The organism is Microcoleus sp. S28C3 (genome assembly GCF_036700785.1).
Lineage (GTDB): Bacteria > Cyanobacteriota > Cyanobacteriia > Cyanobacteriales > Microcoleaceae > Microcoleus > Microcoleus asticus.
The window spans coordinates 15,054-31,014 of the sequence record NZ_JAUBPO010000070.1; the positions used below are offsets into that span (position 1 = coordinate 15,054).

Genomic DNA, 15,961 nt, shown 5'->3' on the forward strand with positions numbered 1-15,961 from the left:
TCATTTGATTTTTAATGATTTAATAGGAGTCTTTCATGTCCACAGTTGCTTTAAGAGATATTCACAAAACATATGCCGATACAGAGATCATTAAAGGCGTCGATCTTGATGTTGGCGATCGCGAATTTGTTGTATTTGTTGGTCCATCCGGTTGCGGCAAATCAACCTTGTTACGCATGATTGCCGGACTAGAGGAAATTACCTCCGGCAAGTTGATGATTGATGGCGAGGTAGTGAATGATGTACCTCCAGATAAACGCGGGTTGGCAATGGTATTTCAAACCTACGCCTTGTATCCTCACATGACCGTAGCGGAGAATATGGCGTTTAGCCTCCGCCTTGCAGGTGTTCCAAAAGCCCAGCGTTATGAAAGGGCGCGTGAAGTCGCTCATGTCCTCCAACTGGAACCGCTGTTAAACCGCAAGCCCAAAGAGTTATCCGGTGGACAGCGCCAACGAGTAGCAATTGGTCGTGCCCTGGTTCGCAATCCCAAAGTGTTTTTGTTTGACGAACCACTGTCAAACCTGGATGCCTCCTTGCGCGTACAGATGCGGATCGAACTGGCCAGCTTGCATGACAGCCTGCAAGCCACCATGATTTATGTGACACACGATCAGGTTGAGGCAATGACGCTTGCCACCAAGATTGTGGTGTTGCAGGGCGGCATTGTAGAACAAGTGGGTTCGCCTTTGGATCTCTACCACCATCCCCGGAATCTATTCGTCGCCGGATTTATTGGTTCACCTAAGATGAACTTTGTCTCGGTTACGGTGACAGCCGTCAATGATTCTGGTATAAGCGTCAAACTTCCTGGTGATGCAAGTGTGACTGTTCCAGTGAAGCCTGGAAAGCTGTCGGTTGGGGATAGAGCCACGTTGGGAATTCGCCCCGAACACCTGCGACTCGATCGTAATAGCGCAACAGTGAACGGCGAAGTGTTAGTTGTAGAAAGACTGGGCGGACAAACCTATCTCTATGTCAAGATTGCAGGTGGAGACACCCTAATCGTGCAAACAGATGGAGATAATTCCAGCCAGTTGCGCGATCTTGTTCCTGTCCACATAAGCGGCGATCTTTGTCATCTGTTTGACTTACAGGGTGAAGCCGTTTCAAAAACTCATCGTCACCACCTAGCCGTTAGTAAATAAATGAACAGCAATACCAGCACCGGCTCAACAATGAAGCTCAATGAAGCATCTCTGTTTCGTTTACCTGGAAACGTGCGCGTACCCAATTACGATCGCCATCAAATTACTAATGGCATTGTGCATATTGGGGTTGGTGGATTTCATCGATCGCACCAAGCGCTTTATCTCGACGATTATTTCCATCAGAATCCTGGTAGTGATTGGGGAATCTGTGGTGTTGGATTGCTCGACTTTGACTATGACAGGCGGATGCGGGATGCGCTTCAATCCCAAGATTGTTTGTATAGCTTAGTTGAGCGATCGCAAGAAGGCGATCGCGCTCGAATCATCGGTTCAATAACTCGATACCTGTTTGCACCAGACAATCGTCAAGCAGTTATTGAAGCATTAGCAGATCCCAAATGCCGAATTGTTACTCTAACGGTGACTGAAAGCGGCTACTACTACATTGAAGGAAGTGGCAATTTCGATGTAAACCACCCAACAATGCAGCACGATTTGCAACATCCCGACCAACCACTTGGGACATACGGTTTTTTGACAGCCGCACTCGAAAAGCGGCGTAAACAGGGGTTGGCACCCTTTACAGTCTTGTCCTGCGACAATATCCAGGGCAACGGCAACATGGTGCGGAAAATGCTAACGACATTTGCCGAAATGCGCGATCCAGAGTTAGGACGTTGGATTGCTGAACAGGTTGCGTTTCCCAACTGCATGGTCGATCGCATTACTCCGCTGACAACCCCAGCAGATATCGAAATGGTGGCCCAACAGTTTGGTATTGATGATGCGTTTCCATGCGTCGCGGAGCCTTTTATTCAGTGGGTAATTGAAGATACATTTTGTGCAGGCAGACCCGATTGGGAATCCGTTGGCGTACAGATGACTAACGATGTTCATCCCTACGAGATGATGAAAATTCGGCTGCTTAACGCCAGTCATATGTTGATTGGCTATCTCGGCTCTCTGGCAGGTTATACCTACGTTTATGAAGTCATGGCAGACCCGTTATTCCGGCAAGCAGTCGCTAACTTGATGGATGAGGTGACACCAACACTCCAACCAGTTCCTGGGATTGATTTAGACGAGTATAAAAAGACTCTAATTGAACGATTTTCCAATCCTAAAATTCGCGATCAGCTTCCGCGCCTGTGTCTGAATGGATCGGCAAAAATTCCTAAGTTTGTTTTGGGATCGATCCGCGATAAATTACAACTTGGAGGTGCGATCGATTACCTAAGTTTGACGATCGCTGCTTGGTGTCAATACCTCAATGGTTATGACGACCAGAACCGTCCTATCCCCATTGATGACCCCTTAGCTGATAGCCTCACTGAACAAGCCCGTTCAGGTAAAACAGATCCCAGACCCTTGCTCAGCCTGTTTGAGATTTTTGGCGATTTAGTAGAGTCGCCACGTTTCGTCGAGACTGTTGCTGACAAGTTGCGCAGTTTGCATGAGTTTGGTGCTAAAGGAACGCTTGTCCGATCCTCGCAGGCACAGTAATGGCATTATCAACTTAAGCTGCGATTTTTAGCTTTATAGCTGTTGGCAGTTTCATTAGGACATAGACTATACAGTAGTAGTCTCCCCGCAACCTGTCATGGCAAAACCTTACAGTTATCACTTCCGCCAGAAAGCGATTCAAGCAATTGAAGTCGATAGTATGCAGAAAAGCCTGTGTCAGTAATTCAGGTCAACGGAATTGATTTGTACTACAACATTCAAGGTTCCAGCGAAAACGAGTCATTACTGCTGATAGCGGGGTTTGACAGTGACAGTTCAATTTGGGCTGCAATGATGCGATCGCTAGTTAAGCAGTATCAGGTGCTTCGCTTTGACAACCGAGGAGTTGGGCAAAGTGAAGCGCCAGACAGTCCTTACAGCATCAAACAAATGGCGGCTGATGCAGCCGCGCTGTTGGATTACTTGAGGATTTCTCAAGTCCATGTGGCAGGTCATTCAATGGGTGGACAGATTGCTCAAGAACTGGCTTTGGCATATCCAGAAAAAATCCAAAGTTTGATACTTCTCTCATCTTTGGCAAAGGGAGATGAAAAATTTAATTCACTCATCAATTTGTTTGGCGACTTGACACAGAAATTAGAGGGAACGCTTTATCAGAGGGTTATCTTGCCTTGGCTGTTTACCGATGCGTTTTACTCGATTCCAGGGGTAATGGAACAACTCATCACCTGGATTGAGAATCAACCATTTGCGCCGACACCTCATGGACTATATCACCAAAGCCGAGCTATTCTTGGCAGTGATACCAGCGATCGGCTTGCAAACATTCATTGCCCTACACTCGTTATGGTTGGCAAACAAGACCTTCTTACTCCGGTCAGATTTTCGGAGCAACTAGCTCAAGGTATTCCCAATGCTGAACTAGCTATCATCGAGCAAGGCGGTCACGCCTTTGTAGTAGAGTCGGCGGATACTGTAGCGAAGGTCATGCTTGATTTTCTGGCGAAGCACAGACAACGCATCCTGTAATCCACACAGGAATAACTACTGCTCAGTTGCTTGAAGCGGATGGTGCCCAAATTGTCTATCTGCCCCCCTATTCGCCTGAGTTCAACCGCATTCAATGCTCGGCTTAGTTGAAAAGTCGAATTCGCAAACAGCTACGCCACTCCCATACTTTGCGCGATGCGATGAAAGCCGTTCTTCAGAGAGTGTCCTAATCTCTATGGCGACGGTTATATTTGGCAACAAATCTAATTTTGAATTCTTAACTTTTAAGTATTTGAGGATAACCTAATGTTGCTTGGCATAGATTTAGGAACAGGCTCTGCTAAGGCATTGCTCCTAGCGACAGACGGAACTGCAATAGGTGAAGCGTCAAGCTCTTATCCTGTTCGTGCACCCCACCCCGGATGGGCTGAGTCGCAACCAGAAGATTGGTGGTTAGCTGTTGCCTCGGCTGTGAGGAAGGCTGTAGGAAATCATGCTCAAGAGGTACAGGCGATCGCACTTTCAGGGCAAATGCACGGTGTTGTCCTAGCAGATGAGTCTGGTCAGCCACTGCGTCCTGCTATCCTCTGGGCAGATACTCGCTCTAGTGCCACGCTTAACACTTATCATTCGCTCGATGCCGCTATTCTAGAGCGCTTGGGCAACCCGGTTACGGCTGGAATGGCGGGCCCCACTTTGTTGTGGCTACGAGAACACGAGGCTACTGTCTACAGCGAAGCGCGTTGGGCACTCCAGCCAAAAGATTGGCTGCGGTTACGGATGACTGGAGAAGTCGCAACCGAACCATCTGAGGCTAGCGGTACTTTGCTTTACGATGTTGTGTCGGATAACTGGGCTGGGGAAGCAATCTCAGCGCTGAATCTACGTGGTGATTGGTTACCAAAAATTATCCCCTCTAGTGCGATCGCAGGCTACCTAACAATTATTGCTTCAGAGCATCTTGGCTTACCTGTTGGCTTACCAGTTATCGCTGGTGCTGCGGATACCGCAGCGGCGGCACTTGGTAACGGACTACTAGAGCCTGGATTAGTTCAACTGACGATCGGCACAGGCGCTCAAATCATTACACCTCGATCGCAACCAATTATCGATCGTCATGGTCGTACCCATCTCTATCGAGCCGCCGTACCTAACCAGTGGTACGCCCTTGCAGCAATGCAAAATGCTGGGTTAGCGCTTGAATGGGTGCGAGGTATCCTCGGCTTGAGCTGGCAGGAAGTCTATACTAAAGCGTTTTCTCTTCCCCCAGGATGTGAAGGGTTGACATTTTTGCCCTACCTCACGGGTGAGCGAACTCCACACCTTGACCCCTATGTACGCGGGGCATGGGTAGGGCTTGGACTTCATCACACACAGGCGCACTTGATGCGATCGGCTTTAGAGGGAGTTGCTTTTGCCTTGCGACAAGGTTTTGAGGCACTTGAGGCAACAGGTTTTAAAGCGACAGAACTGCGTTTAGCAGGCGGTGGAACGGCAGAAATGCCTTGGAAACAATTACTGACCGATGTATTGAGAATACCCCTCTATGCAACTACAGTTGCTGCTGCTTCCGCGCGCGGTGCAGCTCTACTGGCAGGTATCGGAATTGGCGTATACGCAGATGCTAATGACACCATCAAACTGGCAGCCACACCAACGCTTGCTGCAACTCCGCAATCTGTTAATCCCACCCTAGAAGAGGCTTGGATGCGATATCAAGCGCTTTATCCACAACTTAAAAAAACTTGATAGGAGTTATGCCTCAAGGAGGACGTGCTAGAAGCTATATACAAATTATTCTTAAGCTAAGACTGCTTAATATCAGTCAAATAAAATAACTAATTTTACTACAAGAAGAGGTAGATATTACATGAACATATTAGCTGGAATTAAGCTCCCAAAATCAGCCGAGAGTTCGGATGTATATATACGGTGTAATGAATCTGCATCTATAAACTACCAGGAAGATGACAAAAAAGTTGTTTTATCTCAGGGTGGTGTTGTCTCCTCAAATTCTTACTTTAATTCGTTTTACGAGAGATTTTATACTCAATATACAACTCTTAGCTCTATCTACTATGTGCTGAAACTTGAAGGCGATTTTAAAGTTTCTGTTTACCGAGAATTTGATGGACAAAAAAACAAAGAAATAATTTCTGAAGAGAGCTTTGAGAAATGTCAATTCTCTGATCCTGTAAAAATCTCACCAATAAATCTCCTTCAAGGCAAAAAAGCGGGCAGAATATATTTTGAAATAACTTGTTCTAGTGAACAGGGCGAATTTAAAGGGGCATGGATAGCAACTGATGAAAGTAAAACTAGAGAAGTATCATTGGGGATTGTCATTTGCACCTTTAAAAAAGAGGACTTCATACAAAATACATTAACTGCAATTTTTCAAGATGAATTACTAGAAACCAAGGACTTTAAAGTATTCGTTGTTGATAATGGTAGAACTTTAGATGAAGCTGATTTCGGAAAGCCAAAACTGAGGCTAGTTCCTAATATAAATGCTGGTGGAAGCGGGGGCTTTACCAGAGGGTTGGTCGAAGCTTTAGAGGAAAACATCTATTCTCATTTTTTGCTTATGGATGATGATATAGAGTTAGAAAGTGAATGTATTTATAGATTATTTCCTTTGTATGAGTACGCCAATTCGGATTTTGCTGTAGCTGGTGGACTGCTAAACTTACAAAAAAAGCATATGTTGTATGAAGCAGGAGCATCGTACAACGCCTATTCTAAAACAAGAGGATTTGGGCCTGGGGCATTAATTGCTTTAAATTATAATATCGATTTACGAGATGCTAATTCTCTCAACAGGTTGCTCAAGGACGAAGATGTAGACTATGGCGGATTTTGGTTTTTCTCTTTTTCTAAGGAACTTGTTGGACAAACTCAATTACCGCTACCTTTCTTTATCAAAATAGATGATGTAGAGTTTGGTTTAAGAATAAAAGAGTTGGGCAATAAGATTGTAGCTTTTCCATCACTGGCGGTGTGGCATCAACCAGCGGCGGCCAAGAATGTAAATTGGGAAAATTATTATACTCTCCGTAATGATTTAATAGCTTATTCCATCCATTATTCTCTAGAATATATGGATGCAGTTGAGCATTTGACAAAAGTAATACTTCAGGCTTTAGCCAAATTTGATTATAATCATGTAGAGATGGTTGTAAAATCTTTTGAAGACTATCTAAAAGGTCCAGATTTTATCAAAAACTCTGATCCAGAAACCTTTCACATGAGCATTGTAAAGCTTAGTAAAAGCTATAATAACCAAAATGAGGTAGATAAATTAGCTGGTACTAACCTTTTGACTAGGTGGTTTAAAGTTGCTGCTGAAGGTATTAATGAATGGTCATCCGTAAGTACACAATGGAAAAGTGCTTCAAAGGAAATGACATCTACTATATTTTGGCAGCAATACCTTGGGCTAAAAAAATAGAATTGAGAGCCTCTATTGGTTGATGGTTGACAGCTTAGGCCGCCAGCAACTCAACGATTCACAACAAAAGCGCCTTGGGATTAATTGTGGTAGTTGAGACTCCCCCGTCACAGCGTAGCTTGATGGGGAATTTTTCCTTCACAGCTTGATGCCAAGTAAAAGCAGTGGCTTTACTTGGTCTTACTCTATTTCCAGAAGCTACGGAGGTATGCCCTACGTCTCAAATTCGTAAACCTCGATCTCTAATGTTTTTAGCTGCATTGATGTTTCTATCATGGTGAGGCCCGCATTACGGCATTCCCACTTTCTGATATCCAATGAAAGCCAATTTACAGCAGATTGCAAGCTTATAGACGGCAATAGCAGCATTTAGAAAACCAGTTAGTTTTTTAGATGTTGAGGATTAATTAAATAAGCGTGCGAAGTGCGACCCTGATTTAGTATCAGATGGAAGCAACTTGAGTTAAATGATGACATAATCTTCGCCCCAAACTGCTTGACTTACCTCTGGTTCCGGCTCTACTGGGTCGCTGTAATGAGTGTCAATGTGTTTGATGAAACTTTCTCGATAAGCTTTGAGATGCGAGTTAAGTGCTTCGATATCCTGCTGTCCCGTCGCGAAACTGCTATCTCTTCTAAATTGACCCGATTCCTTAACAAAAGCCATGTCAACTTGCCACAAAGCTCTATCAGTCGGGCGATATGACAAATCAACAATATCGTAAGCTGCGAAGCCTTGGGACTTCATAAAACTCATTACATCATACATCTGACCGAACAAAGTAACTTCTACAATTACATATTCAGTCTGCTGCAAAATTTCAGTTGCTCCCGCTAAAACATCTAATTCCTGTCCGTCTACATCAACTTTAATTAAATACGGGCCTGACAAGTTTCTTTCCCGGCATATTCCATCCAAAGTAATTGCTGGTATGTTTCTCAAATAAGGATTGCTGCTGTCAGTAACGCGATTTTCAGAAATCGAAGAGTGCAACATATCGGGACTGATGTTAAGGGTAAAAACTCCCGATTCTTTGGTTGCAGCAGCAATAATGTATTCTGCACTTTTGAGCTTGCGGCAAATTTTGGCGAGATAAGGTTCATTTTCCGCGATCGGCTCAATTAGCAAATGCCGCGAATTCGGGAAAGTTTCGTAAAGGTTAAAAGTTCCCAAAGCCGCACCGACATCAATAACAGTTTTTGGTTCAAAACCTAAGTTTTTAGCCAGCAGCAAGCTGCCTGACATCGAGTTTCTGAGAGTTCCTGCTTGTTGGTTCACAATTTTTCTCGTAATTTTTTGAAAGTATATAATAAACGTCAAATGTGTGGCATGGTGGGTTGGTTCCTCAATAATCTCAAATATTCCACTATTCTCTACATTTTTTTAGTAACAGGCTTTTGGGCCTGTTCCACAAGACAATTGATTTTTAATGGAACAGGCCCAAAAGCTTCTGGGATTGTTGCTAGATGTTAGCTAACCCAACCTGCTACTGTTTTGCCGACTTCTGCGCCTTGTTTTCCGGTTCGACAGATTGCAAAGCTTCGTCGAGAATTGCCCGCGCTTCTTCGGCTTTACTTCTAGCTTCTCGATAGCGGACGTTAGCTTGAGCGAAGTTTTTGAGAACCTTGAAACCGTCTTTCAATCGACCAATTTCCTCGGCAGTCACAGCCTCATCTGTAAACAAAATGTCGATCGCCGCCCGGATTTTGAGTGCTTCTTCGCGGGATTCCATGACTTTCAATTTGAGACTTGCCAAATTGCTCAAAATCTGTACAGCTTCAGTAATCGCGTCCTCGCCGTCAGACGCAGCATCTTCGATATCCTTAACTTCAACAAACTGCTTGGGGCCAAATCCCTCCACGAGTTGTGTAGGCAGCTTGCCCTCATCCATGAGATCCATCAGCCGATCCATCGCTTCTTCGCGGGCTTTGGCTGAATCTTTCCCTTTGACAGTTAAAATAATTTCGGGGCTTTGAGGAAGTGTATAGCGAACCATATTTTGACAGCCTGTGCGCGAAAACAATTGAATGATATTTTATCTTTATTCGATCGCCAGTTGCAGCTATCAATCTGCTCCATTACCAACCGCTTGCCAAAACTTGACACATATACACTCAAAAGGAACCCTCGACAATGAAAGATAAATTTCTTAACTTTCTCAACTTGCTTTTAGTAGCTGATGTATTTTTCGTGTTTGCCATTTTTGGCTGGTTTGCGATCGCAGTAGCGGGTCGATCGACCGGGGTGAATCTCGGTTTTGATTTGTGGTACAGTCTCTGGCAGCCCGTATTTAATCCCGCCCTCGGAATTCTGATGGGCGGTGCTATTCTCAGCGGTATAATTAACCAAGTTTCTAAACGCCTCAATCCCAAGTAAAATTGATGTTTTGTTGGAGACGGTGATTGGCTGTGCTACTTAGTTGCCGATCGAACTTGTATGGTGCGTCAGAGATGAGGCACTAAATTAGGTCGATTAAGCTTGAAAATAAATAAGTAGTCAAAAGCAAGTGAAACGCTCCCCGAAAGAGCGATATCTTATGAAAGCCATCACAAAAGTTATGATAGCTTTACATTCTGTTACAGGGTAAAGTTTATTTTCGCCTACCTATTTACGTCGAAAATAAGAATTGGACGATCGGGATCTAAAAATATCAACTCATGTTCTGAGTAACAAAAGTCGGACATTAATTATGGGAGAACAAAAATGTATCGGTATCCTCACCAGCGGAGGTGACTGTGCAGGCTTAAACGCAGTTATTCGAGCCGTTGTCCACCGCGCAACGGGAACTTACAATTGGAAAGTGATGGGGATTCGTCAAGCCACCAACGGATTGATGAGTCGTCCCCCTCAAGCAATTCCCTTGGATATTGAGAAAGTAGACTCGTGGCTCACCATTGGCGGTACGATGCTAGGCACGACAAATAAAGGCAACCCTTTTGCTTTCCCGATGCCTGATGGGAGTCTACGCGATCGTTCTGACGACATTATCGAAGGCTATCATCAACTAGGTCTGGATGCCTTAATTGGTATTGGTGGCGACGGTAGTCTCGCCATTCTCAGAAAGATTGCTCAACACGGCAATTTGAATTTAGTTGCTATTCCTAAAACTATTGATAATGATGTCGGAATTACCGAGCGTTCCATCGGTTTTGATACTGCTGTCAATATTGCGACTGAAGCACTCGATCGCTTGCATTTTACTGCGGCCAGTCACAGTCGCGTCATGATTGTTGAAGTCATGGGACGCGACGCCGGACATATTGCGATCAGTGCCGGAATTTCTGGGGGAGCTGATATAATTCTGATTCCCGAAATCCCTTACACAATTTCCCAAATCTGCGCCCAAATCCAAGAACGCCAAGATCGGGGAAAAAACTACTGTTTAATTATAGTAGCGGAGGCAGTTCGCACTGAAGAAGGCGAATTAGTAATGCACACAAATCGCTTAGGTCAAAGTCGATTAGGCGGAATTGGTCAGTATTTAGCTGATACAATCTCTGAGTGCAGCGGTGCAGAAACTCGCGTCACCGTTTTGGGACATATTCAACGCGGAGGAACTCCTTCATCGCTAGAAAGATTAATTGCTTCTGCTTTTGGCGTCGCAGCAGTTGATTTAATTGCCGAAGAGAAATACGACTGCATGGTATCTTGGCAAAAACGGGAAGTTGTGAGCGTTCCTCTGGAAGATGCGATCGCCAAATACAGACCTGTAGAATTCGATGGTACTCTGGTTAAAACGGCTCGCGGTTTGGGAATTTGTCTGGGAGACTAGACAATTACCCGTCCGATTTCTCAAAGATTAACAATTTGTAGTGAGGGCTAAAGTCCTTTCTTTCTCAACTCAACAGCAAAGACTAAAGTCCTTACTACAAACATTTTGCACTTGTGAAAAAGGTTTAGGGTGTAATCCGCCCAAAAGTCGCATCGCCCGCCTGCCAGTTTGGATGCCGCAGAGGTACGATGGAATATAGGGAAGGGAGGCCAAGCCCGGTAAGGTTAAGCTTGGCGAAAATACCCACAGGAAGGGAAAAATGACACTTAACTTGCGGCGACCGATTTTAATTGGGGGAATAGGACTTTCAGCAGCGCTGTGGCTGTTGGAAACTCTACAGCATTCGGGTTCAGAAATGGGCGAAACGGCACTCATCGGCTTGGCGGCTGCCGGTGCGGGGTATTGGTGGTGGAAACAACAATCCCCCAAACTCGAACTCGCACTCCCGCAACCCCTAGCGAACAGGGAAGCAGCCGAAAAAGCGATCGCGGCTTCGGAAGCAGCAATTAATTTGCTAGCCTCAGAAGCTCAAAACTCCGCAAATCCAGCTAATCTAACAGCAAAGCTCGATCGGCTCAGAGCCGAATTAGACAGACAAGATTTACGGATTACCGTAACTGGCGGCAAAGCTGTCGGCAAAACTGCCTTAATTCAAGTTTTAAATTCTAATTGGGCCTCTCAACACCCGCAAAAGCTTAGTTTACAAGAAACAGCACCGCTGTTTGCTAATACAAATGCCGATGCCAAAATCAACGGTGATTTAGTGCTGTTTGTGACAGCGGGCGACATCACGGATTCCGAATTTAAAACATTATCTCAGCTAGCTTCTGCCGGTCAGCGCGTGCTGTTAGTCTGGAACAAACAAGACCAATATTTGCCTGAACAGCAGTCGCAGGTTTTGAACTCTTTGCAGCAAAGAATGGAAGGCATATTGGGGACAGAAGATATAATTGCGATCGCAGCTTCTCCCAATTCTATTAAAGTGCGCCGACACCAAGCGGACGGCACATTTCAAGAACGCATCGAAAATCAAGTCTCTCAACTCGACGCGCTGACGGAAAGATTGACTAAAATCTTAACGGAAGAACGGCAACAGTTGGTCTGGGCTAGTGCAGTGCGCGAAGCTGCAAGTATCAAATTAGAAGCGAAAACCTTCTTAAATGCAGTCAGGCGCGATCGGGCACTTCCCATTATCGAACAATATCAGTACATCGCCGCCGCCGCCGTATTTACTAACCCGGTTCCAGCTTTAGACTTGCTAGCAACAACCGCCATCAGCACCCAACTCGTAATCGACCTCGGCGCCATCTACCAGCAAAAGTTTTCCTTAGAGCAAGCTAAGACAGTAGCAGCAACTTTGGCTAATCAAATGTTCAAATTGGGATTAGTAGAACTGTCTACTCAAACTATTACTGGGCTGCTGAAAAGCAATGCTGTCACCTATGTAGCAGGAGGCGCGGTGCAGGGAATTAGTGCAGCATATTTTACCAGAATAGCTGGACTGAGTTTAATTGAATATTTCCAAAGTCGAGAACTGGAAAATGCTGCCACAGGCATTTTAAATATCGACCAGTTGACTAAAACTTTGCAAACAGTATTTACGCAAAATCAGCAAGTTTCCTTCTTGCAATCTTTCGTCAACCAAGTGGCGAGTCGCCTTTCATCTCAGGTATCTGGGCCCGAAACCGTTAAGTCGGCGGTCAATTAGAAGTAGTCCAGCGTCTGATGTTAAATTCGGTCGATCGCCCATGATATCCGTAGGGACACGGCAGTGCCGTGTCCTAGCCGCAGCCATTAAGAAACCGTTAAGTCAGCGGTCAATTAAAATTAGTCCAGCATCTGATATTAAATCCGGTCAATCGCCTAGGATATCTGATATTAAATCCGGTCGGTTGCCCAGGATATCCGTAGGGACACGGCAGTGCCGTGTCCCTACCTAATTCCCAATAAAAAATTATAAATTTATAAAAAATTGTATTAAAATAAGAAATAGGATTTATAATTCGACGATCAATTATACCTGCTTAAAAAAGCCGATCGCCAATGGCTGACAATTCCCTTCAAGAAAATCGCTTATCCCTTGCCCGCGCCAGTTTGCGCGAAGCCCTGGCGCGCTATTCCCACCTGCGCCAAGGGAAAAGAAACTCGAATAATACAGAATTAGAAGCGGCGCTGCAATATCAGTTAGATATCTTAACTTCCACCTCAGAAAAACTAGACCACAACATAATCCGCATTGCTACTTTCGGCCTAGTCAGCCGCGGCAAGTCAGCCGTATTAAACGCGCTTTTAGGTCACAAAATTCTGCAAACAGGCCCTCTCAACGGCGTGACTCAGTGGCCGCGTTCCGTGCGCTGGAGTGTGCCTTTATCCTTCCTTGACAGCGACGAATCCCCCCAACCCCCCCTTGCCAAGGGGGAGAAAGGAGGGGTGCAAGTTGAATTAATCGATACTCCCGGACTTGATGAAGTTGGCGGCGAAGTGCGCGGCGAAATGGCGAAACAAGTAACTCGCCAAGCTGACTTAATTCTGTTTGTCGTTGCAGGCGATATCACCCGAACTGAATATCAAGCACTGTGCGAATTGCAAACAGCTCAAAAACCGGTAATTTTAGTTTTTAATAAAATTGACCTTTATCCCGAATTAGACAGAAAAGCTATTTACCAAAGTTTGCAAGCGCTGGGAAATTCTGAAGAGTTAGCAGCCGCTGCGGTAACAGAGGAAACAGATAGCGAAAATTTGTCCGATCGCCCAAACAACTCCTCCGATAAATCTACCGCCAAACCACCGCCTAAAACTTCCAAATCATTAGAAATAGTCATGGTAGCCGCCGAACCGGCACCGGTGCAAGTGCGGGTGGAATGGTCCGACGGAAGAGTCACTAACGAATGGGAGTCGCCGCCCGCGCAGATAGACGAACTAAAACATAAAATTCTCACCATTCTTAACAGAGAAGGTCGATCGCTCCTCGCTCTAAATGCTTTAGTTGAAGCTAGAGATGCCGAAGCAAACATTGCCCGTCACGTTCTCAAATTGCGGCAAACAGAAGCCGAAGATTTAATCTGGCAATTTGCAAAATATAAAGCTTTGGCAGTCGGTTTAAACCCAGTGGCATTCTTGGATGTAATGGGAGCAAGTGTCGCAGATTTAGCCTTAATTCGCTCTTTATCCAGACTTTACGGCTTACCCATGACTGGTTACGAAGCCGGGAAACTTTGGCAGACTATTTTCTCCAGTGCTGGCGGCGTACTTTTGGGAGAATTGGGTAGCAGTTTTCTGTTGGGATTTGGCAAAAGTGCGGCGGCTGCTGCCCCGCACATCGGCTTTTCTACTTTTGCCGGAGTTGCTGTCACTCAAGCTAGCTTAGCAGCTTACGGAACCTACGCTGTCGGCCGCGCCGCCCAAGTTTATTTAGAAAAAGGCTGCACCTGGGGTCCCCTGGGACAAGATACGGTAATTCAAGAAATTCTCGCCACCATCGAGCGCAATACAATTATCGATCGCTTGCAGCAAGAGTTTAAAATATGACACAAACAACAGCCATTACTGAAATCATCCAAACTCTAGCAGATGTTGAATCGAGATTCAATATTACGCGAACTGAATCCGAAGGATTTTTCCCAGAATGGTATGCAGATTTACCCGAAATTACAGAAGTCGATAAAGCCGCTCTCAATTTAATTCGGCGGCGATATCTCTATCATTTAAATGATGGAAGCCTTACAGAAGGAACCGTTACACTAATCATGGGTTCGCCTCTATTGGAACGAGCGGGTTTTTACGATCCACCTTTTAAAATGATGGCTGAAAAATCTGTACAAATTGTTTTAGATGACGAGGATGATGAAGTAGAAACTCTCAAGGGACGGATTGATGTTTTAGTGATGCAAAACCAGTTTTGGGTGACACTCTTAGAGTCGAAGCGCACCACCATTTCAGTAATGTCTGCACTTCCCCAAACACTAGCATACATGACCGCCAATCCCCGCAAGGATAGACCGAGTTTTGCTGCGATGACAAATGGCAGTGAAATTGTATTCGTCAAGCTAGACTTTCAGAATCCGCCTAAATATGACTTATCAAGAATCTTTTCACCTGTTCCTCTAATGAACGAACTTTATACGGTTCTTCAAGTCTTGATAAAAATTGGTCAACTGATATCAATTCCGGTGGCACCGGAATGATATAAACGGAGGACACGGCAGTGCCGTTTCCCTACCGCGATTAATTGTAGGGACTTAGGCCAAGCCGTGTCCTGATTGTGGGTAATATTAATTCCGATGCTACCTGATTTGATATGATTCCCAATTCTTTAATCGAAAATCGAAAATCGAAAATCGTATTACCGTCTCGCGATTCTCACACCTTCCCTAAAATGCGCGATCGTCGCAATTACCGCTATAGAAAAGTAAAAAATTCTAATCAGCCAAAAACAAACCCGCATTGACCAAGAAACAATAGTCGGAGCAATACCAGTTAGCTGTACAAATCTGGAATTAACTTTTTTTTCAAAGCTGTCAAGGTCTTTCATCTCCGATTGTTTAGTCGGGATAACCGGAAACTGACCAGTATATACGTAATAACCGATAAAACCTGACAATCCTACTTTTCTATTCAAAAATGAGTTAGTTAATGTTGCAGTTTGCGCGGGTAATAATTTATCCGACTCCTCTACTTTTTCCAGCCAAGAATTATATCTAATGGCTGGCGTAATCATGAAAACTAAGGGAACTATAACTATTAACAAAGCCGCACTAATTTTGCGACCGTATTTAGGGTGTAGAAGATTTGTCGCCACACCCACTCCCATACCGATAAAAGCAAATATTAATATATTTAACAGTTCAATAATTTCGATGCCTCTCAACAAATCGCCGATAATCAGAATTGTATATAATAATTTGTCGGCCAGTAGCAGAGCTGCCCACTTGATGAGAATTGAAACGCCTACAATAGTAGCTACAATAGCCACATACCCGATGGCACCTAGAACGTAGAGTAAAATCGAACCGACTTGTTTTAATGACTGCATGGAATTATTCACTAACTGAAAGTTTAGGAGTCGGATTGACCAAAAAATTTCAAATTTTAGAGCAATCGGGAGTTCCAAATTTAATTTTTAAAATTGATTA

General features: G+C 44.6%; 13 protein-coding genes. 10 read left to right on the forward strand and 3 right to left on the reverse strand.

What is annotated here, in order from left to right; genetic code table 11:
- Window positions 1-35: 35 nt before the first annotated feature.
- From QUA13_RS20320 to QUA13_RS20340, 5 genes are all read left to right on the forward strand, one after another.
- The gene (locus tag QUA13_RS20320) at window positions 36-1,148 is read left to right on the forward strand and encodes a sn-glycerol-3-phosphate ABC transporter ATP-binding protein UgpC (RefSeq protein ID WP_333201364.1); all 1,113 of its coding nucleotides are present in this window, start codon (window positions 36-38) and stop codon (window positions 1,146-1,148) included.
- Window positions 1,149-2,654 (forward strand): mannitol dehydrogenase family protein, encoded by a 1,506-nt coding sequence (locus QUA13_RS20325; protein WP_333201366.1) that lies wholly within the window; start codon window positions 1,149-1,151, stop codon window positions 2,652-2,654.
- 174 nt (window positions 2,655-2,828) lie between these two features.
- A complete protein-coding gene (locus tag QUA13_RS20330; RefSeq protein WP_333201368.1) occupies window positions 2,829-3,644 on the forward strand; it encodes an alpha/beta hydrolase in 816 nt (271 codons plus the stop codon).
- A gap of 267 nt (window positions 3,645-3,911) precedes the next feature.
- Window positions 3,912-5,354, forward strand: coding sequence for a xylulokinase (gene xylB / locus QUA13_RS20335; RefSeq protein ID WP_333201370.1), 1,443 nt, complete (start codon window positions 3,912-3,914; stop codon window positions 5,352-5,354).
- 121 nt (window positions 5,355-5,475) lie between these two features.
- On the forward strand, window positions 5,476-7,056 hold the full coding sequence (locus QUA13_RS20340; protein WP_333201372.1) for a glycosyltransferase: 1,581 nt from the start codon (window positions 5,476-5,478) through the stop codon (window positions 7,054-7,056).
- Between the two features lie 463 nt (window positions 7,057-7,519).
- Here QUA13_RS20340 and QUA13_RS20345 read toward each other — a convergent pair whose 3' ends face one another.
- Both QUA13_RS20345 and QUA13_RS20350 read right to left on the reverse strand, forming a co-directional pair.
- Window positions 7,520-8,335, reverse strand: coding sequence for an FkbM family methyltransferase (locus QUA13_RS20345; protein ID WP_333201374.1), 816 nt, complete (start codon window positions 8,333-8,335; stop codon window positions 7,520-7,522).
- Window positions 8,336-8,543: 208 nt separating this feature from the next.
- Window positions 8,544-9,053, reverse strand: a complete 510-nt coding sequence (locus QUA13_RS20350; protein ID WP_172187248.1) for a hypothetical protein — start codon at window positions 9,051-9,053, stop codon at window positions 8,544-8,546.
- A 137-nt stretch (window positions 9,054-9,190) separates the two neighbouring features.
- Here QUA13_RS20350 and QUA13_RS20355 point away from each other — a divergent pair, with 137 nt between their 5' ends.
- From QUA13_RS20355 to QUA13_RS20375, 5 genes are all read left to right on the forward strand, one after another.
- Window positions 9,191-9,433, forward strand: a complete 243-nt coding sequence (locus tag QUA13_RS20355; RefSeq protein ID WP_172187246.1) for a hypothetical protein — start codon at window positions 9,191-9,193, stop codon at window positions 9,431-9,433.
- Window positions 9,434-9,746: 313 nt separating this feature from the next.
- Complete coding sequence (locus QUA13_RS20360; RefSeq protein WP_333190961.1) at window positions 9,747-10,829, forward strand: ATP-dependent 6-phosphofructokinase; 1,083 nt, start codon at window positions 9,747-9,749, stop codon at window positions 10,827-10,829.
- A 259-nt stretch (window positions 10,830-11,088) separates the two neighbouring features.
- Complete coding sequence (locus QUA13_RS20365) at window positions 11,089-12,537, forward strand: slr1306 family protein (protein WP_333201376.1); 1,449 nt, start codon at window positions 11,089-11,091, stop codon at window positions 12,535-12,537.
- 335 nt (window positions 12,538-12,872) lie between these two features.
- Window positions 12,873-14,357, forward strand: coding sequence for a DUF697 domain-containing protein (locus QUA13_RS20370; RefSeq protein WP_333201378.1), 1,485 nt, complete (start codon window positions 12,873-12,875; stop codon window positions 14,355-14,357).
- Window positions 14,354-15,013 carry a type I restriction endonuclease subunit R gene (locus QUA13_RS20375; RefSeq protein WP_333201380.1) on the forward strand — a complete coding sequence of 220 codons (660 nt, stop codon included), beginning with the start codon at window positions 14,354-14,356 and terminating at the stop codon, window positions 15,011-15,013. The genes QUA13_RS20370 and QUA13_RS20375 overlap by 4 nt, the downstream gene beginning before the upstream one ends.
- A 158-nt stretch (window positions 15,014-15,171) precedes the next feature.
- On the opposite strand, the gene QUA13_RS20380 is transcribed toward QUA13_RS20375, so the two are convergent.
- The gene (locus QUA13_RS20380; RefSeq protein ID WP_333201382.1) at window positions 15,172-15,861 is read right to left on the reverse strand and encodes a hypothetical protein; all 690 of its coding nucleotides are present in this window, start codon (window positions 15,859-15,861) and stop codon (window positions 15,172-15,174) included.
- Window positions 15,862-15,961: the final 100 nt, after the last annotated feature.